Source organism: Pseudoalteromonas sp. 78C3 (genome assembly GCF_002836695.1).
GTDB classification, from domain to species: Bacteria; Pseudomonadota; Gammaproteobacteria; order Enterobacterales; family Alteromonadaceae; genus Pseudoalteromonas; species Pseudoalteromonas arctica.
Genome location: NZ_PJAV01000109.1, coordinates 1 through 23,958 on the forward strand (window position 1 = coordinate 1; position 23,958 = coordinate 23,958).

General features: G+C 39.0%; 26 protein-coding genes and 2 tRNA genes. 14 read left to right on the forward strand and 14 right to left on the reverse strand.

Annotation, left to right across the window (positions count from 1 at the left end; genetic code table 11):
• Window positions 1-297: 297 nt before the first annotated feature.
• The 8 genes from CXF76_RS03575 (at window position 298) to CXF76_RS03610 (ending at window position 6,328) form a co-directional block, all read left to right on the forward strand.
• On the forward strand, window positions 298-1,230 hold the full coding sequence (locus CXF76_RS03575) for a hypothetical protein (protein WP_007579759.1): 933 nt from the start codon (window positions 298-300) through the stop codon (window positions 1,228-1,230).
• Window positions 1,231-1,256: 26 nt separating this feature from the next.
• On the forward strand, window positions 1,257-2,156 hold the full coding sequence (locus tag CXF76_RS03580; RefSeq protein ID WP_024609365.1) for a DUF350 domain-containing protein: 900 nt from the start codon (window positions 1,257-1,259) through the stop codon (window positions 2,154-2,156).
• Window positions 2,157-2,159: 3 nt separating this feature from the next.
• Complete coding sequence (locus CXF76_RS03585; protein ID WP_101163052.1) at window positions 2,160-3,881, forward strand: polyamine aminopropyltransferase; 1,722 nt, start codon at window positions 2,160-2,162, stop codon at window positions 3,879-3,881.
• A gap of 79 nt (window positions 3,882-3,960) precedes the next feature.
• Window positions 3,961-4,374: a YjfI family protein gene (locus CXF76_RS03590; protein ID WP_101163053.1), complete on the forward strand. Its 414-nt coding sequence runs from the start codon at window positions 3,961-3,963 to the stop codon at window positions 4,372-4,374.
• Between the two features lie 24 nt (window positions 4,375-4,398).
• Window positions 4,399-5,091, forward strand: coding sequence for a PspA/IM30 family protein (locus CXF76_RS03595; RefSeq protein ID WP_004335088.1), 693 nt, complete (start codon window positions 4,399-4,401; stop codon window positions 5,089-5,091).
• Between the two features lie 74 nt (window positions 5,092-5,165).
• Entirely contained in the window at window positions 5,166-5,804 is a 639-nt protein-coding gene (locus CXF76_RS03600; protein WP_101163054.1) for a DUF4178 domain-containing protein, read from the forward strand.
• Window positions 5,801-6,127, forward strand: a complete 327-nt coding sequence (locus CXF76_RS03605; RefSeq protein ID WP_010554828.1) for a hypothetical protein — start codon at window positions 5,801-5,803, stop codon at window positions 6,125-6,127. The genes CXF76_RS03600 and CXF76_RS03605 overlap by 4 nt, the downstream gene beginning before the upstream one ends.
• 15 nt (window positions 6,128-6,142) lie before the next feature.
• On the forward strand, window positions 6,143-6,328 hold the full coding sequence (locus tag CXF76_RS03610) for a hypothetical protein (RefSeq protein ID WP_010554829.1): 186 nt from the start codon (window positions 6,143-6,145) through the stop codon (window positions 6,326-6,328).
• 29 nt (window positions 6,329-6,357) lie between these two features.
• Here the strand turns inward: CXF76_RS03610 and CXF76_RS03615 are convergent, their stop codons facing one another.
• From CXF76_RS03615 to CXF76_RS03635, 5 genes are all read right to left on the reverse strand, one after another.
• On the reverse strand, window positions 6,358-6,759 hold the full coding sequence (locus CXF76_RS03615; RefSeq protein WP_024589501.1) for a hypothetical protein: 402 nt from the start codon (window positions 6,757-6,759) through the stop codon (window positions 6,358-6,360).
• A 10-nt stretch (window positions 6,760-6,769) separates the two neighbouring features.
• Window positions 6,770-7,303, reverse strand: a complete 534-nt coding sequence (locus tag CXF76_RS03620) for a hypothetical protein (protein WP_101163055.1) — start codon at window positions 7,301-7,303, stop codon at window positions 6,770-6,772.
• Window positions 7,304-7,413: 110 nt separating this feature from the next.
• Entirely contained in the window at window positions 7,414-8,790 is a 1,377-nt protein-coding gene (locus CXF76_RS03625; protein ID WP_101163056.1) for a class II fumarate hydratase, read from the reverse strand.
• 11 nt (window positions 8,791-8,801) lie between these two features.
• The gene (locus CXF76_RS03630; RefSeq protein ID WP_231388425.1) at window positions 8,802-9,167 is read right to left on the reverse strand and encodes a hypothetical protein; all 366 of its coding nucleotides are present in this window, start codon (window positions 9,165-9,167) and stop codon (window positions 8,802-8,804) included.
• A 101-nt stretch (window positions 9,168-9,268) separates the two neighbouring features.
• The gene (locus tag CXF76_RS03635) at window positions 9,269-9,454 is read right to left on the reverse strand and encodes a hypothetical protein (RefSeq protein ID WP_010554833.1); all 186 of its coding nucleotides are present in this window, start codon (window positions 9,452-9,454) and stop codon (window positions 9,269-9,271) included.
• A gap of 199 nt (window positions 9,455-9,653) precedes the next feature.
• Here CXF76_RS03635 and CXF76_RS03640 point away from each other — a divergent pair, with 199 nt between their 5' ends.
• On the forward strand, window positions 9,654-10,244 hold the full coding sequence (locus CXF76_RS03640; RefSeq protein WP_101163057.1) for a DUF938 domain-containing protein: 591 nt from the start codon (window positions 9,654-9,656) through the stop codon (window positions 10,242-10,244).
• On the opposite strand, the gene CXF76_RS03645 is transcribed toward CXF76_RS03640, so the two are convergent.
• The 4 genes from CXF76_RS03645 to CXF76_RS03660 form a co-directional block, all read right to left on the reverse strand.
• Entirely contained in the window at window positions 10,221-11,360 is a 1,140-nt protein-coding gene (locus CXF76_RS03645) for a GNAT family N-acetyltransferase (protein WP_101163058.1), read from the reverse strand. The two genes, CXF76_RS03640 and CXF76_RS03645, sit on opposite strands and share 24 nt — an antisense overlap.
• Window positions 11,361-11,366: 6 nt before the next feature.
• On the reverse strand, window positions 11,367-12,755 hold the full coding sequence (locus CXF76_RS03650) for an alpha/beta hydrolase (protein ID WP_101163059.1): 1,389 nt from the start codon (window positions 12,753-12,755) through the stop codon (window positions 11,367-11,369).
• Entirely contained in the window at window positions 12,748-15,465 is a 2,718-nt protein-coding gene (locus CXF76_RS03655) for an ATP-binding protein (protein WP_101163060.1), read from the reverse strand. Before CXF76_RS03655 ends, CXF76_RS03650 begins: the two co-directional genes overlap by 8 nt.
• 72 nt (window positions 15,466-15,537) lie before the next feature.
• On the reverse strand, window positions 15,538-15,993 hold the full coding sequence (locus CXF76_RS03660) for an Lrp/AsnC family transcriptional regulator (protein WP_007579788.1): 456 nt from the start codon (window positions 15,991-15,993) through the stop codon (window positions 15,538-15,540).
• Between the two features lie 136 nt (window positions 15,994-16,129).
• Here CXF76_RS03660 and CXF76_RS03665 point away from each other — a divergent pair, with 136 nt between their 5' ends.
• A complete protein-coding gene (locus CXF76_RS03665; protein WP_101163061.1) occupies window positions 16,130-17,299 on the forward strand; it encodes a PrnB family protein in 1,170 nt (389 codons plus the stop codon).
• 1 nt (window position 17,300) lies between these two features.
• Complete coding sequence (locus CXF76_RS03670; protein ID WP_101163062.1) at window positions 17,301-18,425, forward strand: aminotransferase class V-fold PLP-dependent enzyme; 1,125 nt, start codon at window positions 17,301-17,303, stop codon at window positions 18,423-18,425.
• Here CXF76_RS03670 and CXF76_RS03675 read toward each other — a convergent pair.
• The 4 genes from CXF76_RS03675 to CXF76_RS20690 form a co-directional block, all read right to left on the reverse strand.
• On the reverse strand, window positions 18,409-18,897 hold the full coding sequence (locus CXF76_RS03675) for a DUF4124 domain-containing protein (RefSeq protein WP_007579794.1): 489 nt from the start codon (window positions 18,895-18,897) through the stop codon (window positions 18,409-18,411). The genes CXF76_RS03670 and CXF76_RS03675 overlap by 17 nt on opposite strands.
• Before the next feature lie 492 nt (window positions 18,898-19,389).
• A tRNA-Ser gene (locus CXF76_RS03680) sits at window positions 19,390-19,482 on the reverse strand.
• A gap of 52 nt (window positions 19,483-19,534) precedes the next feature.
• Window positions 19,535-19,625 (reverse strand) — tRNA-Ser (locus tag CXF76_RS03685).
• Between the two features lie 219 nt (window positions 19,626-19,844).
• A complete protein-coding gene (locus CXF76_RS20690; RefSeq protein WP_010554841.1) occupies window positions 19,845-19,985 on the reverse strand; it encodes a hypothetical protein in 141 nt (46 codons plus the stop codon).
• Between the two features lie 326 nt (window positions 19,986-20,311).
• On the opposite strand from CXF76_RS20690, the gene CXF76_RS03690 reads away from it, so the two are divergent.
• On the forward strand, window positions 20,312-20,851 hold the full coding sequence (locus tag CXF76_RS03690; protein WP_232785092.1) for a diacylglycerol/lipid kinase family protein: 540 nt from the start codon (window positions 20,312-20,314) through the stop codon (window positions 20,849-20,851).
• Between the two features lie 197 nt (window positions 20,852-21,048).
• Window positions 21,049-21,447 carry a diacylglycerol/lipid kinase family protein gene (locus CXF76_RS03695; protein WP_232785093.1) on the forward strand — a complete coding sequence of 133 codons (399 nt, stop codon included), beginning with the start codon at window positions 21,049-21,051 and terminating at the stop codon, window positions 21,445-21,447.
• Window positions 21,448-21,484: 37 nt separating this feature from the next.
• Here CXF76_RS03695 and CXF76_RS03700 read toward each other — a convergent pair whose 3' ends face one another.
• On the reverse strand, window positions 21,485-22,414 hold the full coding sequence (locus CXF76_RS03700; RefSeq protein WP_007579798.1) for a DMT family transporter: 930 nt from the start codon (window positions 22,412-22,414) through the stop codon (window positions 21,485-21,487).
• 102 nt (window positions 22,415-22,516) lie between these two features.
• Here CXF76_RS03700 and CXF76_RS03705 point away from each other — a divergent pair.
• Window positions 22,517-23,958: aminotransferase-like domain-containing protein (locus CXF76_RS03705; protein ID WP_101163063.1), on the forward strand; the 1,442-nt coding region annotated here is incomplete at its 3' end.

The window sequence follows — 23,958 nt, forward strand, 5'->3', positions numbered from 1 at the left end:
CGTCTGAAGAAAAGTGAAATGCGCGCAGTTAACACACACTCACATCAACACCCATCACGTAGGGCGGGCGAGCGCAGCGATTCCTGACGCTAAAATCACTGTAAGTACCCCCTTATAACGCTTAAACTTCAATTCTAACCTTACGATATAGCTTAATATTTTCACTAAATTCTCAATAAATCAGACCCTGATTACAGAGTCCCACGTTTCTTCTCATTTTGTTGCAATTTCATTCTTGGTTTAATAAGTGACCTGTGTAAAACTACCTGAGTTAATTTAGTAAATCAGGTGACATGAATGTCGAATATTAAAGCTTGGAAACTTATAAGCCTGTTTTGTTTGTTCGCAGTGCTTATGGGTTGTCAATCGAAAGAAGAGCAGCTGCAACAAACAATTCAAGAGTCTATTAAAAAGGTAGATACGGAGCTGTCTCAGCTTGGTACTGCACTCGATAATGGAAGTGTACGTAATGCTGTGTTACTTAAAGAATATGGCGAGCTTCTTAAAAAACAACAACCAGAGCTTACAAAAGTTGTTGATGTAATTACCCTTGATGCAACGCGCCAAGGCGCACTTTATAGTGGCTTAACACAGCGACTTAAAGATATTAAAGGAACTTACTTAATTCCTCCTTACGAAGATACGTTACATAGCATTGATTTGTTGCGTGATGCATCTAAACCTACGCTATTTTCTGATGCGTTAACCGATCCTATTAATATGCTAGCTGATATGTCCAAAGGCACTTTAGCGCGTGTAGGCGCAATTAGTAAGCAAGCTGAAGGTGAGGGTGTTGGTAACCAAATGGTAGGTAACCCTAACTATGGTAACTGGCAATCAAATAGTAACGGTATTAGCTTTTGGCAATGGTACGGAATGTACCGTATTTTAGGTGATGTATTTGATCGTGTTGAATATGGAAGCTGGAGTAAGCGCCGAAAGTATAGCTATTACAATGACTATGGCCGCTCGCGTTATTCAAGCCCTAAACAAATTAAAACCCAAAGCGCGCTAGAAACACGCACGCGCCAAACATACCAACGCCAAGGTAAGCAGTTTACAAGCCCTTATGCGAGTAAAAAAACAGGTGCATCAGGTTTAAGCCGTAGTAGTTATACGCCAGCAAAAAGCCGCAGTAGTTATTCTCGTTCGAGCAGTTATAGCAATAGCTCAGGATCGGTGCGTGATAGCGGTAGCAGAACCTCTCGTGGCGTGAGCCGTGGTAAGTAAAAGAATAAAGTTGGAGTTAGAATAATATGTATGAATTTAATGGAATAACTATGTGGTCACTGCAAGCGCTGGCGATTGATTTTGCAATTATTGTTTTATTATTTGTAAGCCTTAAATATATAAAAGGCTGGGTTTCAAACTTACATGCAAATGATGAAATAACAGAGCGTGATAACTTTGCTTTTGGTATTAGCTTTGCCGCTGGCTTAGTGGCACTGGCGATTGTATTAACGGGTGTAAGTAGCGGAGCTTTTGCTGCAACACTGCAACAAGAAGCACTACAAATGTTAGCTTATGGCGCATTAGCAATTGTACTGATTAAGTTGGGTCACTTTTTTCAAGATAAAGTAGCTCTTCGTAAAGTAAGCCTGCACGACGAAATCGTTAAAGGTAACGTTACAGCTTCAATAATTGATTTTGGCCATGTTGTCAGTGTTGCTATCGTTATTCGCTCAGCTCTTTTATGGGTGGCTACTGACGGCTGGCATGGTCTTCCAATTGTAATTGCCGCCTTTATTATAGGTAGTGTTGTATTACTACTTGTTAGCCAATACCGAGTGCAGTTATTTAAGCGTACAAACAAAAGTGGCGACTGCCTACAACAAGCAATTGTTGATGGTAACTTAGCTGTGGGTATTCGTTACGCTGGATTTTTAATAGGTAGTGCATTAGCTATTACAGCAGCAACGGGTGTTGCACCTTACGCGGCTGATAATATTAATGCGAGTTTACTATACTGGGCTATTAGCGCAGTAGTGAGCCTTGTTGCATTTATTATTTTGCACTTAGTGACAATTAAAATAATTTTATCTGGTTGCGATATTTCCGATGAAGTTAATCGTCAAAAAAATGTAGGTGTAGCTACTATTTCTGCAGCAGTATCATTTGCTGTAGGTATCACTATGGCAACATTACTAGGCGCATAATCAGTGTCATCAACCAACACCCCCCCAAGTAAGTCTCGCTTACTTGGGCACGATATACTACTTATTACTGTTATGGCCGTGCTTGCTGGGTGCGGCCTTATTTATGAATACTTACTGTCTCATTATGCGGGCCGTGTACTTGGCTCAGTAGAGAGCGCTATTTACGCCATGATTGGCACTATGATTGTAGCAATGGGCTTAGGCGCTTTTTTAGCGCGCTGGTTCAAAGATGCATTTACCGCTTTTGCTTGGCTAGAAAGCATTATTGCTTTGGTTGGCATGGGCTGCATTTTAGCGATAGCGGGTGTAATAGCAGTTAGTTATTCTCTTCCTCATTTATTTTCGAGCATTTTTAATTTACCCCCTGATGTTGTACTTAATGGTTACGTATTTCAAAAGCTACAAGAGTGGTCACGTTTTCTACCTTATGTTTTTGGTTTAATACTGGGCTTATTTATTGGTATGGAAATACCGCTTATAGCGCGCATTCGTCAGCACGTTTATGGCCGTTTTTTAGAAAACAACGCAGGGACTATTTATGGTGCCGATTATATCGGTGCTGGTATTGGTGCAGCCATTTGGGTAAGTATCATGCTCTCAATGCCTATAATGCAAGCTGCAGCGTGGACGGCGTTATTTAATATCATCGCAGGACTCGCGTTTTTATGGCGCTACCATACCCATGTGCGCTTTGCTAAGGCACTTTTAGTTTGCCATATAGTATTACTGGCATTATTTGGCTTTATTTTAGTATTTGGCAGTAGCTGGATGAACAATCTAAGTAATGTTTTATACAAAGATAAAGTAATTTATTCGCAAGCAACTAAATACCAACACGTAGTTTTAACCGAAAGATTAAGCAAAAACCAACCTCAGCCAATTACCGATTTATATTTAAATGGGCGTTTACAGTTCTCAAGTATTGATGAGCAAATATATCACTCAATGCTGGTTTACCCTGCAATGCTTGCCTCTAACAGACACGACCGTGTATTAATAATTGGTGGTGGTGACGGGCTTGCACTTAGAGATGTTTTAAAATGGCCTGTGAGTGAAGTAACGCTAATAGATTTAGACGCGCAACTACTGAATTTATTTGGTCATAAAGACGGTGACTTTACGCCGCCAGAGCACATCAATAAGCGATTACTACAGCTAAATAATAAATCGATGCATGACTCGCGAGCCAACATAATTGTGGGTGATGCATTTTTAGAAGTAGAAAAGCTACTTGACCAATCTAAGCAGTTCGACACTATTTTAATTGATTTACCTGACCCTAATCATCCTGATCTAAATAAAATGTACAGTGACTACTTTTATAATCATGTACGGCAGTTATTAGCACCCGATGGCGCAATGGCGGTTCAATCAACCTCACCTTATCACGCTAAAAAAGCGTTTTTAAGCATTGCTAAAACAGTTAAAGCTGCTGGGTTTGGCTATGTTGAGCAGTATCAGCAAAACATACCTTCTTTTGGGCAGTGGGGCTGGACTATAGCCACTAAAATGGGTCAGTCGGCCAGTGGCCGTATTAATGATGCGACGGCTATGCCTGTGCCATCAAGGTGGATTAGTAAAGAATATTTATTGGCAAGTTTTGTATTTCCTAACCACTACTTTGAACAAGTTAAAAGTATTGAGGTCAATAGGTTAGGGTCTGGTCAGTTGTACGATTACTACCGAACTGCATGGCAAATTGAAAGCGAATTGTATAAAAACTAATAAAACATGGTTGACATAATATGTCGACCATGAGAATCTTAACTCAGACATAATATGTCAAACGACAAAAGGCAGAGACATGGAATTAAATGAACTTTCAATAAAATTAGCTTCTTGTGAAACCGAAGGCGCTAACTTTGAGTCTTTCTTGATTGCCAACCCAGGCGAGCAAGATGTTTTACAAGTCATTGTTGATGGAAATGATGAGCTTCCAATTTTTGTTACGCAAACGCAAGAGCAGTTATTATGTATTAGCTACTTGTTTGACGAAGATGAAGTTAAAAGTGAATTACGCAACGAGTTAAACGAAACATTATTACGTTTAAACGTGCCAATTCCACTAAGTGCATTTGCTAAAATCGATAACAAATACGCGATTTTTGGTGCACTGTCGGTAAATTCATCATTGGATGACGTTACCCACGAACTAGTGACATTAGCCGATAACGCTATCGATGCACTAGAAGCCGTGACCTTGTATTTAAACGATTAATAGCTAGTTAGTGGAGTTAAGATTATGAGTATTTTAAAAAAATTATTTACAGCAGTACGTGGCGGCGCTCGTGAAGCAGGCGAAGCAATTGTAGACAAAAATGGCATCCGTATTTTTGAGCAAGAAATTGCAGACGCGCAAAATGCACTTCACCGTGCTAAAAAAAGCCTTACTGAAGTAATGGCCAAAGAAATGCAAACTAAGCGTAAAATTAGCGCTGTAGATGCATCAATCGCTGAACATGAAGCGTATGCAGGCCAAGCTCTTGAAAAGGGCAACGAAGCATTAGCATTAGAAATTGCAGAAAAAATTGGTGACTTTGAAGCTGAAAAAGCTGAAAACGAGCAAGTATTGTCTGGCTTTAGCAATCACATTGTTGCGCTTAAGCAGCAAGTTAAAGATGCTGAAAAATCGATTAAAGAGAATCAGCGTCAGCTTACAATGGTTAAAACCACTGAAAGCGTACAGCAAGCAACAATGGCTGTTAACAGCACGCTTAATACAAACAGCTCGTCTATGACATCGGCTCGTCAATCGCTTGAACGCATTAAACAGCGCCAACAAGATCGAAGTGACCAGCTTGGTGCTGCAAAGCAACTTGAGTCAGACGTAAATGGCGATGACTTAAAAGCAAAAATGGCTGAAGCAGGCATTGGCGACACAAGTCCAAAAAGCGCTGATATTTTAGCTCGCATCAAAGCGAAGCAAAATAGCTAACCATTACGTTTATACTTTAAAAAGGTAACCGAGTTTTTCTCAGTTACCTTTTTTGCTTAGAAGGCAGCCTTCCTATGTTTAATTTTTTCAAATCTAAAAAAGAGCCAGAACGTCAACTTAATCATCCGAGCGATCTTGAAAAAGGCGACATGTTTAGCGTTATTGATTCATTTGCCTATCCTGCATGGTTAAAGGGTGAAACGTTACGTGTTACTGATATTCAGACTTACCAATATCAGCACAGTAGTGATACTGAATTTGTACTTGAGACAAATAGCGGCCAAGTTGTATTTTTACAAATTGAGCAAGATGACGGCGAAGAGTGGGCTAACTTTTCTATTAAAATTCAGCGAAACGAAGTTGAAGAGATATTTAGCCTTGATGAGTTTGCGCGTATTTTTGATGAAGAGTCGTTAACCCACATTACAGTGCAAAATACACCAGAGCGCTTTATGCAGTTTTTAGCTAAAAGCTATCAACAAAGCGAGTCGCCTTATGTGTGTTATTTCCATAATAAAGACTACCGCAACCAAGCATTACCTCGCTATGAGCAAGAAGGTGGCGAGCCATGTGAAATGATTTGCTTAGCGTCAGATAATGAAGGCTTTGGTTTAAATATCGAAATTTGGGATGGTGGCGAAACTGAAGTATCGCTAACGCTCATGCGTCCAATGTCAGACATTGTAGACTTGTTTCCCGGAGATGCTAAGTGAGTGATGCTAAAGATAAGTGGTTACGTCAGGAACAAGCTGTACGTGCCACACAAATGGCATTCGATCTAAGCAGCGAAGTTCAAAAGCTGATAAAAAAGCAGGCAATTGATCAAGAGCTAACGCCGTCAGATATGATCCGAAAAATACTTGGCTTAGACGTAAAGTCTAAAAAAACGCGTCAACGTTTATCGTTTAACTTAAATGATGATGAAATAGCGCAACTAGCCAGTCGCTTTGATGTACAAAGCGATGATAAGCGAGCCGTAAAACAACAAGTAGCTGATTTATTAATAGCCCACACTAAAAATAAAAAAGTGAAATAATTTAATTAGGTTTTTATGAATATTATTTTAATTGCTTACTTAATTATTTTTGCGTTGTTTGGTACTGCGGCGAGTTATTTTGTACGCTTTATTTATGCGTATTGGGTGCTTAAAACAATGCCCATGAAATACATTATTAAAGCGGGTGTTTGCGTGGTACTGGTGGTAGTAATTTCAGCGTTAATTCCGTATTTAAGTTAACGCTGAAATTAGCTTATACGCGGCCGTTTTTATTTTATATCAAACGACTGGCATTGGTGGTTAATACACAGCGATTGCACTTCAAGTACAGGAGAACAATCAGTTAAGCCTTGTGCTTTATTTTGTATGTTTTCTTGTTTTGTTATTTGTTGAGCAAGCTGTTCTGCTTCTTCTTGAGATGTGTTTAGCGTTGAATAAACAGCATATTTACTCGGTCCGCCGCATGCGCGGGCGCCCACTTCAAGTACTTTGCACTGAAAGCTTGCAGTGCAGCTGTTATTACTCACCATGTTATTCAGATCATAGTTTAAGTCAGATAAGTTTTTACTTTGCTCATTTGACGTCACAGTACTAGCACAACCACTTAGTAATAAAATGCTGCTAGCAATGCTTAAAATTGATAGTTTAATTGCCGATGGTAAACAACTCATAACGTTATCCTTAAAATGCACTTACCGCTGAGCCTTCAAGTTTAACACATTTATTTTCAACACACTGCGTGCTTGGCGTTGTTAAATGCTGACAAATGCTCATCATCCCTTTTTGTGAATTATAACTACTTTCAAGCTTAGTAATTTTGTCGCTAAGGGCTGCTACTTGTTCCTCAGATGCTGCGTTTGTTGAGTACACAACAAAGCTGCTTGGCCCACCACATGCGCGACTGCCTACTGCATTTACTCTACATTGGGTGCTGGTATCACATTGCTTATCTGTAATTAGCGTATTTAATTCGGTTTTAGCTGTTTTTATATCGTCTATTGAAACGTTTTTTAAATCAGCTTTTGGTATTTTTTCAGCAACTACGTTCTTTTTAGTATTTTCTTGTAATTGAGTGTTTTCTTTTAGCTTTTGTAGCTCTTGCTTTGGTGCTTCAGCTTCTGAGGTGATTGTTACTTGCTGCGTTTCAGTGGGTGCTTTATCTAAGCATGCAGTTAAACAAAGTGGTAAAAGTATGGCTAACAATGGGGTACGCATAACAAACCTTGATAGTGATGAAATATTCATCACTATCATACACGGTGCATTTTTTACGGCAATAAAAACTATATTATCAAGTAATTAAAGCCGTGAAAAATACCGTTTTGTTAAAGCCCACCCTGCGTTAGTTTGGTGGGGTTAAGTAGTTTTTCGAGTTCACTGCGTGGTAAATCAGTTTCCTGCTCAGCTACATCAATAATTGGGCGAGCTTCTTTATAAGCCTGCTTTGCTATTTTTGCTGCTTTTTCATAACCGATCACCGGATTAAGTGCCGTCACTAAAATTGGATTTTTAGCGAGCGCTTTATCTATATTAGGCTGATTTACCTTAAAGCTGGCAATGGCTTTATCGCCCAATGCCTGCGCGCTATTGGCAAGTAATTCTATGCTTTGTAAAATATTATACGCAATGACTGGCAGCATAACGTTTAGCTCAAAATTACCCGCTTGGCCTGCTACGGTAATCGTGGCGTCGTTGCCAATAACTTGTGCGCTTACCATGGCTGCGGCTTCTGGTATTACTGGGTTTACCTTACCTGGCATAATAGACGAGCCCGGTTGAAGTGCTTCAAGCTCTATTTCACCTAAGCCCGCAAGTGGTCCTGAGTTCATCCAGCGTAGGTCATTCGCTATTTTCATTTGTGCTACAGCGAGTACTTTTAATTGCCCCGAAAGTGCGACGATGGCGTCTTGTGAACCTATATTATAAAAAAAGTTACTACTGGGCGTAAATCTAATACCTACATTGGCACTCAGATTTTCTGTAAATTTTGCTGCAAATTTAGGGTCGGCATTTATTCCTGTTCCAACGGCTGTACCGCCTTGTGCAAGTTCGCATACACGCTCTAAGCTATGTCTAATTCCTGCTGCGGCATGATTAACTTGTGACTGCCATGCACTTAGTGTTTGATCAAACGTTACAGGCATTGCATCCATTAAATGCGTACGGCCCGTTTTAACTATATGGCCTACTTCAGCTTTTTTCTTTTCCAGACTTTGCGATAAATTTTCAAGCGAAGGAAGTAATTCATACACTACATTTATTGCGCTACTGAGTGCGATAGCAGTAGGGACTACATCGTTAGAACTTTGCCCCATGTTCACATCATCATTAGGGTGAATGCTTTCATTGCCTATCCGGCTAGCAAGCGTTGCAATAACTTCGTTGGCATTCATATTTGAGCTTGTACCTGAACCTGTTTGAAAAATATCAACGGGGAAATGCTCAACATGCTCGCCATCAATAATACTTTGACAAGCTTGCTCAATAGCATCGGCTTTAGTTTTACTTAAATGACCAAGCTCGCAGTTACTTTGCGCAGCAGCTTGTTTTATATAAGCCAGTGCAGTGATAAATTGCTTTGGCATAGATAAGCCACTAATGGCAAAGTTATTAACTGCTCGTTGTGTTTGCGCCTGATAGAGCGCATCAGTAGGTACTTGTAGCTCGCCCATGCTGTCTGATTCTGTTCTAAAGTTGCTCATAAGTGTGCTCCTTAAAAAGGGTTGAATTCGTGACTAAGAATACGAGCTTCACGCTCAAGTATTAAAAATTGTGCTGTATTGTTATGCACTTTATAAAACCGTTTTAGTGCTAATAAAGGTTTGTATAACTGCTCTAAACATTGTTTACGAATAGCATTATGTATAAGAGGGTCGCACATTTTGTTCATAATTTCATGGTGTGTGCGTCTAAGATAAAACTCTTGAAGCAAGGGATTATGTTGTTGCTCAAATTTTTTGGCGACGTTAAGGGCGGTTTCTATGTAATCGGCAACGAGCATGGGTGCATGCAGGCCAGGTCTTAAGCAATGACAAGAGAGTTCTTGATGGTAACGATGCTGGGCATAATTTAAAGACATAAAAAAACCGACTCAATTTAACGATAATAGTTATCATTACATTTAATCGGTTTCAGTGTAAACAGTTATTATAAAAATTATTTGTGATACTAATTTGAGTATTAATTGTAGCCAAGAATAAATATCTGATCTGTTTCATGTTTGGTCATCGCCTGTTGATTATGTTTAGGGTGCGAAAGTAAATCGATTACTGTAGCTCTCATATCAACGGCGTAACTATGATCGTCGGTGGTTTTTTCGGTTATAGCAATGGCCGCGTCTACAGCGGTATAAGGGGGTATATGCATAATTTTATCCTTTGAAATTTAATATAAGTTAAACCCTTTAGTGGGTTAACAATATAAAGCATATTACGTACCAACCATAATGAGCCGGCTCAACCATATGATAGTTATAGTATTTAAAAATTACCTTTTTTTCATCACGACAAAATAAGCTAAATTTGCTTTACTGTTGTGCATTAATCTACAATTTTGGTGCACAGTAATGACAAAGCCATTTTCACAAGCCTGTGAAAACAATAAAACCCCTATTTTAGAGCAATTAAAAGTTGTATTAAAAAATACTAAAACAGTACTCGAAGTTGGCTCAGGAACCGGCCAGCATAGTGTTTTTTTTGCAGAGCAATTACCAAATTTACAATGGCATACAAGTGATCGCGCTATAAACCACGAAGGGATTAACTTATGGCACCGCGAAGCTAATTTAACTAATTTGCATGCACCACTTGAGCTTGATTTAAATAATGAGTGGCCAGTAGATAAGGTTGACGCTATTTATACTGCAAACACATTTCATATTGTAAGTTGGCAATTAGTTGAGCGTTTTTTTGACGGTGTTAAACGTCACTTAAATAGCGACGGTATGTTGTGTATTTATGGACCATTCAAATACCAAGGTGAATTTACCAGCCCAAGTAATGATGACTTTAGTGCCTTTTTAACAGAGCGCGATCCGTTAAGTGGAATAAGAGATTTTGAAGCAGTTGAACAACTAGCTAAGCAAGCAGGGCTTACGCTTATTAGCGATACAGCCATGCCTGCAAATAATCAGTTACTCATTTTTAAACGGCAGTAATGAGCTACATTGCTCTTTATATATATCAATATGGCCGCGTTCACGCTTTAAGTAGTCGCTTATTGCATTACTGAAGTCGCCATCAACAATATGGTGAGCAGAGTAGGTAAGCACGGGTTCAAATCCGCGTGCTATTTTGTGCTCACCTTGTGCACCCGAATGAAAACAGTTGAGTTTATGCTTTATTGCAAACTCAATACCTTGGTAATAACACAATTCAAAGTGCAGCGAATCTACTTCTTCGCTCGCTCCCCAGTAACGCCCATAAAGCGTATTTTTACCTACTAAACTAAGTGTTGCAGCAATCACGTTGTCGTCTTTTTTGGCCAGCATAATAACGAGACTGTTAGCCATTAAGGCATGTAAAAGCGTAAAAAACTCCATATTTAAATAGCCCAAATGACCAGAGCGCTTTAAGTAGGTACGCTGATAAAACTCACAAAACAATTGCATTATCTCGGGCGTAATTTGCGTTCCTTGCAGCCATTCAATATCAATGTTCTGTTGCGCTATTTTAGCTCGCTCTTTTTTAAGGGACTTACGTTTGCGGGAGCTAAGTATTTGCAAAAAGTCGTCAAAGGTTTCAAAACCTTTATTAAACCACTGAAACTGCACACCCACTCTTAGCATGGCGTGTTGCTCAGTTAATGATGTTGCTTGAGCTTGGTCGCAAAAGTTAACATGCCATCCCGACCATCCTTGCTGAGCACTGTGTATGCTCAGTTGCTCTGTAATGTACTGATACACCGCATTTGGATTAGCGTGCTCGATAGCAATACGCTTGCCTTCAATAGGGCTAAAAGGAATGCCAGATAGCCACTTGGGATAATATTCTAAACCGTGTTTTTCGTATGCCTCAGCCCATGCCCAGTCAAATACATACTCGCCGTATGAATGACTTTTTAAATACCCGGGTGCAAGTGCAACGAGCGTATCATCTTCAAAAATAGCGAGGTGATGGGGCTGCCAACCGCTTTTTTGTGTTACGCATTGGCTTTGTTCAAGGGCATATAAAAAAGCATGTTGAGTAAATGGTTCATCACCAAATAAACGTTGCCACTGCGCCTGATCAATCTCATTAATACTGCTAAACCATTGGTGCGAAAACGTTCCCATGACTACTTACCTTGTGGTTGTTCTAAGCTGTTCTACGTTTTTAATAAACGTACTAATTTGCATTTTAAGCTCGGTAAAATGAGGATTATAAGTTAAGCGCTGTAAAGCCGGATAGTGTTTTAAGTTGGCGCTTGTACGCTCTCCTAGTTGTGGGTTTTTAGTTGTTTTACATGTTTTATATAGGGACTCGTCGTTAATAAAGCTGCCACAATTGCGATAAGTTGCGTTAATTCCATAATGTGGATTTCGCGGTGAGTTAACAACAGCAATATGCGACATACCATGAACCTTTTTACATTGAGGTGTTGTGCATTGCGGATTATTTACTGTGTAGTCACTAGCAAAGTCTGGCGGTAAAATATCAGTGCTTCCATAAAGTACTAAAGTATCGAGCGGCTTATATTTGATTGAATTACCTTGGTGTAATGCACTTAATAATTTTAGCGTGGCACGCGTATCTATCGTGGTATCAATATCGCTAAGTACACTAAAAATAGGTAATTTAAGTGCAGGGCGTTTGTTTAAGCTACTTACGCTTGCAAGTGACATTGCATCGTACGAAGCGGCAGCTGCATTTAAAGGAAATGACTCATACTTAGCAAAGTCTACATCGGCGTCTTTATCAATCCAATTAACAAAGGGTATGGCATCAATCCACTTTGCTATCCAGCCGTACTTATTATGTGGCTCAGAGCCGGGCGAATAAAGCATAAGCGCTTTAATTTTTGGCGAAACAGTGTGTTTGGTTGCGTAATCAATAAGTAACGCTGCACCGGTAGAGTAACCTGCGAGTATCACCTCATCAAAGTCTTGTACGGAGCGTTCAATACCGTATTTTATTGCTTGTTGCCATTGGCTAACGTCTACATTGAGTAAGGCACTTGCGGCGCTACCATGTCCTGATAATAAAATAGTACGCACAGTATAGCCTTGCTGATAATACACTTGTGCTAAATCGTGATAAGTAAAGGGGGAGTCAGTTAGTCCGTGGATTAATAGCGCAACTTTATTGCTGTTTGGATGCGTAAGCTCAAAAGGGGCAATAATATCTGCAATAGTAGGGTCAGGTTTTCGCTTACCCTGTATTACTAATTGCTGATACGTTTGTGTAATAACAGGGCATGGCATATTTGCACGTGGATTGGCTTTATTTATATGTTTATATGCAAAATCTAAGTAATCGTTAAATGGTAAAATGGCGTGGTAATTAAAGCGCTGGTGGTTGTGCTCATTTTCAAAGCGTAATAAGCCTTGTTGCTTACTTTTTGTTATAAATTTAAAGTCGCTCGCCTGCGATATACAGTTTTGAGCGACAGCTGTATGAGAAAAAAGACTTAAAACAAAACCAAAAAATACTCTAAAAACTATTCTTAAAATTAAACCACTATTATTCATTAACTTCTGCATATTGGACAAGACACTCGGTTAGCTTAATGAGTTCAAGCGGTTTTGCAAGATGTTGATTAAATCCAACGGCTTGTGCATGTGCTTTATCCTCTGGCATTACGTCGGCAGTTAAAGCAATAATCGGGAGTTCTTGTTCGGTTTTAAACTGCCGAATCAGGGCCGTTGCTCTATAGCCATCCATTATAGGCATTTGGCAATCCATAAGGACTAAATCAAAATGTTGTTTTTTCACTATATCGACCGCCAACTCACCGTTTTCTACTATATACGGCACAATCCCTAACGAGCCAAGCATCGCTTTAATAACCATTTGATTTACTGGGTTATCCTCTGCGACCAAAATGTCTAGCGAAGTAATATTAGTATTATCAAATGTAATAACATGTTCTTTTTTAGGCTCTGTTGTTTCTAATCGCATTGAAAATGTAAAAGTAGAGCCTTTATCTACTTCACTTTTAAGGGCTATTTCTCCCCCCATTAATTGGCTTAGCTCTTTTGCTATTGTTAAGCCAAGCCCTGTACCGCCAAACTGCCTTGAGGTAGAACTATCAGCTTGGGTAAATGCGTTAAATAATTTTTTATGCTGGCTTGGTTTTATACCTATTCCGGTATCACTAACGTTTATAACAAGCTGTACTTTATTGGCGGCAGTAAACTCTGTTTCTATGTTTAAAGTAACGCTGCCTTGGCTTGTAAATTTAATCGCGTTACTACATAAATTAAGTAATACCTGCTCAATTCGCATAGGATCACCAATAAACCAGGTATTTAAAGGTAGCTTTGAGTTCACTTGCCAGTTAATACCTTTGTTAACTGCGCTTTGTTCAAACATATTGTCTATTCGTGTTATTAAAGCACCTAAGTCGAATGCAATAGATTCAATAACTAACTTTTGGGATTCTATTTTTGATATATCAAGAATGTCATTAATTAAATTTAATAAACTTTTAGATGATGAGTTTATTTTATCTAAATAGCCAATGAGTGTACTTGCACTGTCTGTTTCTCGAGCAAGTGAAGAAAAACCAATAACGGCGTTTAATGGTGTACGTATTTCGTGGCTCATATTCGCTAAAAATTGGCTTTTAGCCTGATTAGCTAAATCAGACTGCTGCTTTGCTTGTGCGAGTGAGTGTGTACGCTCAGCAACTTGACGTGTAAGTGCAATTTGTTGCTGATTAAACAGCAGTAAAACCATTAAAATTAAAGAACATACGGCAACTTGGAGTATGAGCAATAATAGAGTTAGTTGGCTATTATGTTGTGTTAAAAAGCTTTCTTTAAGGGCTAGTTTTACAATCCATTTTTGCCCTGCAAAGTCCACGTCAAACGACATTAAACGGCTACCTTTGGCTTGCTGAACATCTTGAGAGTAATTACTATAAAACGGCGGTGTGTTTGTATCTTCGTATATACCAATCGAAAACATATCAGACTGTTCTTTAGAAATGGCCTGCTCAATAATACTACGCACTAAAAATATACCAGTGGCATAGCCTTTAATTGTTTTTTCATCGTTATATTGGGAGTACACAGGGGCAAATAATAAATAGGCTGGTTTAGGTTGTTTGGTTTGCACCAACTGAATTATTTTAGTTCCGACTGGCATGTACTTTATAGCGGGGTTAAGCAGAGAGTTTTTTCGATCAGGGTTCGAAAATACATTAAAGCCAATAGCTTTTTGATTACCATTAAAAGGAGCTATGTATTTTACTATAACAAGGGGATCGTTAATTTCAAGAGGTTCGCCAACTATATCAATATCTAAATGGTAAATGTTTGATATTTCTTGAGCAAAGACTTCGCGTTGATCTTGAGGTATTTTTGCATTCCACGATAAAGCGTTAATAAACTCGTATTGAGTTAGTAACTGACTAGCATAAGAATAAAAATCTTGCTGGCTCAGCATGGGAGATGATTGAACCTGACTTGCTAAGCTCTGCACTGCAATAATACTGCGATTTGTATATCTATAAAGGCTGTTTTCTATAACGTGGACTTCACGTTCGGCAATTTTAATAGTGCTTATACGATTTTCCTGATCGTATAATTGTGTTGTTACCGCGACTGATAAAAATAAAACTGAGCATACTGCAATTGTCGGAAATGCCGATATAGTATGTTGATTAGACTTTTGTGGTAATAAAGAAAGTAAAAACGGAGTCGCAATTAATACCCCTAATGTATCGCCAAGCCACCAGTAAATAACATTATTCCAATGATTATCAATACTGTAAATCGAGTTAAATTGACTCAGTGCGAATACGCCAAAGTTAGCTGAAATTAAGCTGACCAATATGGCTATGACTAAAATAAAGTAAATTATATTCTTGCGCTTTTTAAAGCGCAGCGGGTGACCAAGCCAATACTTTAAAAGAGCTGCGCCGACCATTGCCTGTATAACAACACCAAAGGCGATATACATAGCCTCGTTGAATGAGTTGCCGACCAGGACTAGCTCATGAGCTGAACTATCAAAAATATTTAGGTTAAACGCAATTGCAGCTACAAATAAAGGCGGGATAAAGCGCCACCACCAAATATAACAACCGACTAGAGCTATGCCGGCAGGTAACCAAATTGGAATTATTTGCGAGTTAAAAGCAAGTTTAGTGAGTGCTATGCCGACTAAAAAATATGCTAAAGCAAACATGATGTAAAAAATAATGGAATGATTTTTAGAGTTAAAATTTTTCACATAAGGTCCAAGCAATTATTATTATCGTTTTGAAATATCAGTATAGCTAACAGTAAGTTATTTTGGTTATTTTTATAATGGTAACTGTTTTTTGCTAAATGACTGCTTTAACACGACTGTTGATTCTATATTTGCAATACAACTTAAACTACCTAGCTGATGTTTTACAAATGTTTCGTAGCTCTCAAGATCATGTGCAATGATTTTTAATAAATAATCATAGCTTCCTGATATTACACAACACTCTAATACATGTGGTAATTTTTCTACATGTTGCTCAAATTGCTCTGCAGCACTCACCGAGTTTTGGCTTAATCGTACGAATGCATATACCAACACATTAAGGTTAAGTGCTTTAGGATTTATGGCGGCGTGGTAGCCGGTAATAATATTTTCTTGCTCTAACTTTTTTATACGCCTTAAACAAGGTGTATCCGATAGGTTGATACTGCTGGCCAAATCTGAAACCGACATACGAGCTTGGCTTTGCAGTGCGATGAGTAATTGCTGATCTTTTTTATCTAACATAGTTGTCGGCTTTTATTAATTATTTTTATATTTGTAGTGATTATTGCTAAGAATTACAGTTTTTACTAATTTTTTTGGCGTTTTACCCTCATTGAACTCTGTTAGCATTTAACTATAAAAATAATAGAGCACAATAATGAACACACATACCGCTATTTTTGATCACTGGATACGAACAGAGTTTGTCACTTTAAATAGTGAATTAGAGCAGCTTTATTGGCAGCAAACCGATAAAGCCAATGTAGAAGGAATAGGTGGGGCTTTAAAACAACAATTAGAAAAAAAAGGCAACGCATTAATTAGCAATTTATTAGCCGAAGGAAACACAGATCAAGGCTTTGATAGCGCTTTTGACTTACTCGGCAACGTAGGATTGTTTATGGCTGCGTGTAGGCGCCATGAAATTACTGAGCCAAGCAGAGAAACCACCTCTCCACTAATAGAAGCCTCAGCGCTTGCTATGCATATTGGCGCATCGATTGGCGTAACCCCTCGCTTTGCTACCGCCCACTTAACTACTCATAACAAAGCACTTAACGGTATTTATAAACGATTTACCAATTTACCCGACGAAAAGCTATTTCTTGATTACAACACCCAAGGTATTTTGGCCTATAAACGTGCAAGTGATGCTTTATTAAAAATATTGCCGTTAGGTATCTCACACCCCCTGTGTGGTGAGTTATTAAAAGTAGCCAAACAAGCACTTATAGATGTAATTGAGTCAAACAATGCACTTTATTCTGAGCTCGATACAGATCGCTTTTTTAACTGCGTTCGCCCTTATTATAAACCGTACCGTGTAGGTAAAGAGGTTTACAGAGGTGCAAATGCTGGTGACTTTGCAGGTATTAACGTGATTGATATGTTACTAGGGCTTTGTAGCGCAAATGAGCCTAGTTACTCGCAAATGCTGGTGGATAAGTTTTTATATATGATGCCAGAGGATCAACAAATCCTGCGAGAAGCCATGCGTATGCAAAGCTTTATGGATGACTTTTTACAAGCAGAGCAATATAAAAATACAGATTGGTTTAAAAGCCACGCAACGTTATTTATCCAAGTGTGTAAATTACATGGTGACACCGCAGTCGGTCATCATAATCAACTGGTTGAAAAGTTTATTGCTCAGCCTTCAAAAAATATGCAACAGCAGCATATGAGCAAGGTAACAGCAAGTGGTCCGCCGCTTCATGTGTTGCTTGATTCGCTCGAAAAATTAAGAGATAGGCGAGCCAGCGCAAAACGCGACGATATAAAAACACGTTTTGACGATCTAAATACACTTAAAAAATGGGTTAAATAGCATGCTTAAAAATGATTTTTGTATGGCTGATGGCTGTTATTTACTAAACCACTCGGTAGGGCGTCCTCTTAAAAATACGCAGCAATATTTAGCACAGCACTATTTTTTACCGTGGGAGAGCTCAAATCAAGAACCTTGGCAACAATGGCTGCCCGCAGTTGAGCAATTTACTACCGCGCTTGGTAAGTTATTTAATGCGCCTAGTTCGCAGTTTTGTCCTCAGGTTAATTTATCAAGCGGCTTAACAAAGTTGCTTATGTCGCATCCACGGCTACAGCAAAAAAATTGTAAAGTGCTTATGGCGCAAAGTGATTTTCCGAGCATGGGTTTTGCAATGCAAAAAGCATTACCAGAGTGCGCACAAATTATGTTTATACCAGAGCACGAAAACCTAACTGATATTAGTGTTTGGCAGCGTTATATAACTGGTGATATCGATTTAGTTTTTATAAGCCATGTGTATTCAAATACAGGTGTACAGGCGCCTGTATACGATATTGTAGCTATAAGTAAATTAACCAATAGCTTGTCAATAATTGATGTTGCTCAATCAGCGGGTGTTATACCCCTTGATTTAAGCGTACTCGATGCTGACTTTATGATTGGCTCGAGCGTTAAATGGTTATGTGGTGGCCCAGGTGCAGCTTATTTATGGGTTAACAAAAACCAAATAGAGTATTGTGAGCCTAAAGATGTGGGTTGGTTTTCGCATCAAAATCCATTTGAGTTCAATATAAACCACTTTGAATATAACGCCAGTGCGCTCAAATTTTGGGGGGGCACTCCCTCTGTAGCGCCTTATATTATTGCCGCAAATAGCATTGCTTACTTTGCAGAGCTAACTGCTCACAAGGTAAGGAATCATAATTTAGCTATGCTTACGCTTATTCATGAGCAACTAGGCAAATATGTTGCATCACCTATGAGTAGTGATAAATGCAGCGGGACTGTTATTTTGTTTTTTAACAAGCAGCAAGACCATGTACTTACAGAGCTTAATAAAGCGAAAGTCAGTGTAGATGCTCGCAAATTTGGAATACGAGTATCGCCACATATTTATAATACTCAAGAAGACGTTGCGCAATTTATTTCTATAGTAAAACGAGCGCTTAAGGGTTTTGGCTAAGCTGCTGTTTTCTTTGTTTTAATGACTCTATTTTTTGCTGCGTTTGATTAATTGATGCGTCGTAAGCTTGCTTTAACGAATTTGTTTTAGTTGCGATAGCATCAGCAATAGACGAAGCGCCTAAACGATTGGCTTTATCTTGAGTCATGTAATCTATCTGCTGTTTTTTAGCTGCGTATTCTTTTTGGCTTTGTGCAATAGATAGCTCAAGACGCTTTATTTCTCGTTCTATTTGTTGAACTTCTAAGTAGTCATCCACAGAGGTGTCGGTAATACCTTTACCGGGCGTAGAGCTTTTGTATGCTTCAATTACGTTTATATCTTTAAGAGTAATAACTTGTGCATCTTTAGCGCAAGGCGTTTGGCTAAAGGTAGGAACGCCCTTAATTACACACTTATACACTGTTGTACTTTGTGCCAAGGTAAAAAATGGTGCTGCCGCGCAAACTGATAGCAATATGAACCGGATCATAGCTAAACCTAAAAGTGGCTAAAGTTATGTTAATAATGCCCTAAGTTATTACTAGGCACAATTTGTTTAGTTTTTATAATTTTTAGGTACAAAAAAACCACAATTAAGTGGTTTAAATTAAGTATGGTCCAGAGGGAGGAATAGACTTGCTTACATCCATGTAATCAATCGCTGCGCGACGCTTGCAGCGGCCTAAAATGTTCCAGACATTTTGTCGAACCCTGTCGAGGGTTCTCACCCTCCCAATTTAGTATTGGTGTTAAAATTTAGGCACAAAAAAACCACAATTAAGTGGTTTAAATTAAGTATGGTGGAGAGGGAGGGATAGACTTGCTTACATCCATGTAATCAATCGCTGCGCGACGCTTGCAGCGGCCTAAAATGTTCCAGACATTTTGTCGAACCCTGTCGAGGGTTCTCACCCTCCCAATTTAGTATTGGTGTTAAAATTTAGGCACAAAAAAACCACAATTAAGTGGTTTAAATTAAGTATGGTGGAGAGGGAGGGATTCGAACCCTCGATAGAGCTACAAACTCTATACTCCCTTAGCAGGGGAGCTCCTTCGGCCACTCGGACACCTCTCCAACGCATAACCGTTTGTATTGATGGAAGTAAAAAAAGCCACCAATTAAAATATGGTGGAGAGATAGGGATTTGAACCCTAGATGGGCTATAAACCCATGCCGGTTTTCAAGACCGGTGCATTCGACCACTCTGCCATCTCTCCGTGACGCAGAATAATACTTAGGTGATACCGCTGTGTAAATAGCAAAATGACTGTTTGCCTAAAAAACGTACGTAAATGAGGTTTTTTTTGTAAATAAGGGGAAATTAAGGCAATTTTTAATAAAATAAATAGGTTGCAGCAAACAAGGGGGAGCTAAATAAGTGACTTCATTTAGTGGTTGAGTGTTCGCTGCACCGAAAAATAATCATGGTTGGGTGATTATTTATATTGAGCTGCGCCGCTAAGTGCTAGTCTTTTACCAATAGTGTTAAGTCTAGCTAACATTCTTGCTTTACGGTTAGTTGGTTTAACTGCTACTTGAGCTGCTGCTGTTTGATTTAATGTGTTAATTGGTTTCATTATTTTGCTCCGGGTTGTATATGTTGAAATCGCGTGCATTTTGCACGTTGTTTGATTAAAAAGACAACGATAAAAATTGAGCCTGACGGATTAGTTAAACTAATCCTTATTGATTTTATTAACGTGCGGTTCAGTGTTTTTTATTATAGTTTTTGCATAAATAGTTAAAATAAAATCGTCTTTACTCTCGCCAATACTGGTGTTTGTGTGTTTTTTTATTTATTTATATGCATTTTAAACAAACTTTTTGACTAGTTATTCAGATTAAAAAAACTCAATTAAACTCTTTTTTATTCGTTCTTAAATACATTGTTGGAAACAAAAGCTTGTCACTACTAATAATTATTAAACCAAGTACAAAAAAACAGAGTGAAAAATCACTAATGTGGCTTAAAAGCATCTGTAAAAAACGCAGTTTTTCTTATTGTATGTTTACTACAACGGGAAACTTTAACGATGACTGTGCTCAAATAAGGTTGCTACTGAGTAAATTTACCAAAGTAGTTGTACTTGGCGGAGACGGTACATTGAGCTTGGCGGTTAATGCGTTAATAGGGAGTAGCTGTACGTTAGCATTATTGCCTTGCGGTACAGGTAACGATTTCTCGAGAGGGTTTAGTTGCAAAGAAGATGATTGGCGAAAGGCACTATTTAATACACCGACAGCAATTGATGTAGGAAAAATTAATAGCCGCTATTTTATTAATATTGCAGGGGTAGGGTTTGATGCTCATGTAGTTAAAGCGATTAATGCTAAAGCTAGTTTTTCATCTTTTGATTACAGTTGGACGAGCATTAAAGAGCTATTTTATTATCAAGCTCAGCAGTTACAAGGTACGTTTAATAACGATGTTAGGGCGTGTTGATCTTTGTGGATTGAAATTTGTTCAATCTAGGGGCGATTAAATTGCGGCGCGATGTTTGTAACCTAGTGGGCTAAGTAAAAACCGAGCAACAAAGAGTTAATCGTCCCTAGAAAGAACCCAAAGGGCAGCACATGTTTGGCATTTATGCTGCGTTATCGCCTATTTATGGGGAATAACCACACTGCATAGGCTCTGCCTTGCCTAAAAACCAAACATACTGCTGCAAATTCAACCACCAAAGGTCAACACGCCCTAGGCAGTATAAAAATTTAATTACCGTATTTGCTAATCATAAGTACTTTGGTGGTGGTCTAGAAATAGCGCCAAAAGCAGATTTAACTGATGGGCTGCTTGAGTGTTATCAAATGCGATCGGGTGGGCTTTTTTATAATGTAATAAGCTTTATGAAGTTGTTTTTTAAGCGCCATCAGCATATAAAAAACCTTAACTACAGTCGCTTAAATACAGCTTCTATAAAAACTGAAGGGTTATTGATTGAAGCAGATGGTGAACTGGTAGGTAAAACTCCTGCCGTTATTAGTGTGCATGGGCAGGTTTTACTTTTTCATATGCCAATAAAAAAGCGCCTAAAGTAGGGTAGGCGCTTTTACGTTAGTTGCGTTAATAACGCGTCTAACTGGGGACGGAGCCACTTTTAGCCATTGCTCTATTAGCTAAAAAGGCGTTAATTCGTTTTGTTGGGGTAAGCACAATGGCGTTACCTAATAGCACTAGGCTAAATCCTGCAAAGGTATTTGCGTGCCATTCAAAGCCTTCAAAAAAGCTACTCAGTGTTACTGCCACTAATGGGAATAAAACAATAACGTAGCTGGCTTTTTCAGGGCCTATATTTCTAAGTAGAGCAAAGTAGCAACCAAAAGCGATTACAGTGCCAAATATTGATAGATAAAGTAGTGATAACCAGTAACTTGGTGGAGCGTTTAAACTAAATTGCACATCGTTCATTAATACGTATAAAGCCAAGCCTATAGCGCTGTATAACATACCCCATGCATTGCCTTGCAATACACCAATTTGTTTACGAGAATTACGAACGCTTACCATATTTCCTAATGAAGCCACAAAGGTGCCACCAAGGGCAAGTAGTAACCCGACCAATGCACCATTACTCAAGTCGAACTGCTGTAACTGTGGCCAAAACAGACACGTAATACCTAATACAGCGAGTACAGCACCTGTATAAATTCGTTTTGAGATTGGCTTACCAAAAAATAACCGAGTATTGACTATGTTCATAACCAGTAGCATTGAAAAGGCGATAGAGGTCATGGCTGAGGTAAGGTGATTTTGTGCCCAGTAAAGCATTAAATAATTTAATCCAAAATTACAAATGGCTAATAAAACAAAAAAGCCATGATCCAGTAACTTAAATCGCATGTCGGGTTTTTTGTACGCTACATATAACCACATTAAAAGCGCTGCAATAGCAAAGCGATAAAATAACGATAACTCTACCGCAATATCACCTAACTGAAACTCTATGGCTAACCAAGTTGAGCCCCAAATTAAAACGGTTGTAATGTATAGCGCTGCACTTTTCATGGTTAGTCTCCAAAGCCCGATTGAATGGCTATTTTAAGACCTATCTGTATACTTACTATATACAGAAAAGTAAAAATGTAACCTATACAGATTTGGTGTGTGATGATAAGACAAAAAAATAGCCAAGGGCATGAGTTTTTATATCAGCAAGTTATTCAGTTGATTAGAGATATGAGCGCTCAACAAGTTTTACTCCCCGGCGAAAAACTTCCATCACTGCGTAAAATGGCAGATAACTTAAGCATAAGTATCCCCACTGTAAAACAGGCTTACCAGTCACTTGAAGATCAAGGGTTGGTAGAGGCGCGTGAAAAATCAGGATATTTTTTAAAAGTCGTTAGCATGGCGCACAATTTACCTAAGCGAGTTAAATTAAGTCGCGAACCTGTTGTGGTAAATAAACAAGCCTTAATAGAGCAGGTGTACAGCGCGATTCATCAAGCGAACGTAGTCCCTTTTGGTATCGCTAACCCAATTGCCGCAGCACCTACCGATAAAGCACTCGCCAGAAACATGCGCCGTGTAATGACAATTGCGGGCAGTAAAGCCATAAACTATGGCCCAACAGATGGGTTTGTACCGCTGAAAAAGCAATTAGTGCATCGCTATTTAGATTTTGGTATTGGCATTGATATGGACGAGCTTGTTATCACTAATGGTGCGCAAGAGGCCATGGCTATTGCGCTTAAGTGCGTGACAAAGCCAGGCGATGTAGTGGCTATTGAGACACCTTGTTATCACGGGATTATAGAGCTAATAGAAAGCTTAGGGCTTAAAGCGCTCGAAATACCACTGTGCCCAGATAATGGCATTTGGTTAAGCGATTTGGATCGCGCTTTGAATGAGCATGACATAAAAGCGTGTTTATTCTCGACAGCAATTAGCAACCCTGTAGGCAGCTTTATGCCAGATACAAACAGGCAGCAGCTGGTGGAGTTACTCGAAAGCTACGACGTAGTGCTTATTGAAGATGACGTATACGGCGATTTATATTTTACGGCAAAACGAGGCACACCTGCTTTAGCGTACTCTAAAAAAGGATTGGTGATCAGTTGCTCATCTTTTTCTAAAACGGCAGCGCCTAGCTATCGTGTGGGTTGGGTCGTTGCCGGTAAATTTGCAACACAAGCGCGGCGATATAAACGAGCACTAAGTTGCTCCGCTTCGTTAATAAACCAATGGGCGTTATCAGAATTTATTGCCAGCGGCGAGTACGACCGTAACTTAAAGGTACTCAGGCAGCGCCTGCGCGATAACAAAGAACGTATGCGATGGTGTTTACAGCAAGCTATGCCAAAAAACACACGTATAAGCGATCCAAAAGGGGGTTGCGTAATGTGGCTAGATTTAGGAAGCGAGTACGATAGTCAAAAATTATTTTTACTTGCTCTTGAGGTTGGTATTAGTATTACCCCTGGGCTTATTTTTTCAGCCTCTAATAAGTATAAAAGCTGCGTAAGGTTAAGTTATGGTGTGCCGTGGAGCGAGCAGATAGAGCAAGCCATTATTACTCTGGGTAAGCTTACTTTATTAGCTAAAAAGTA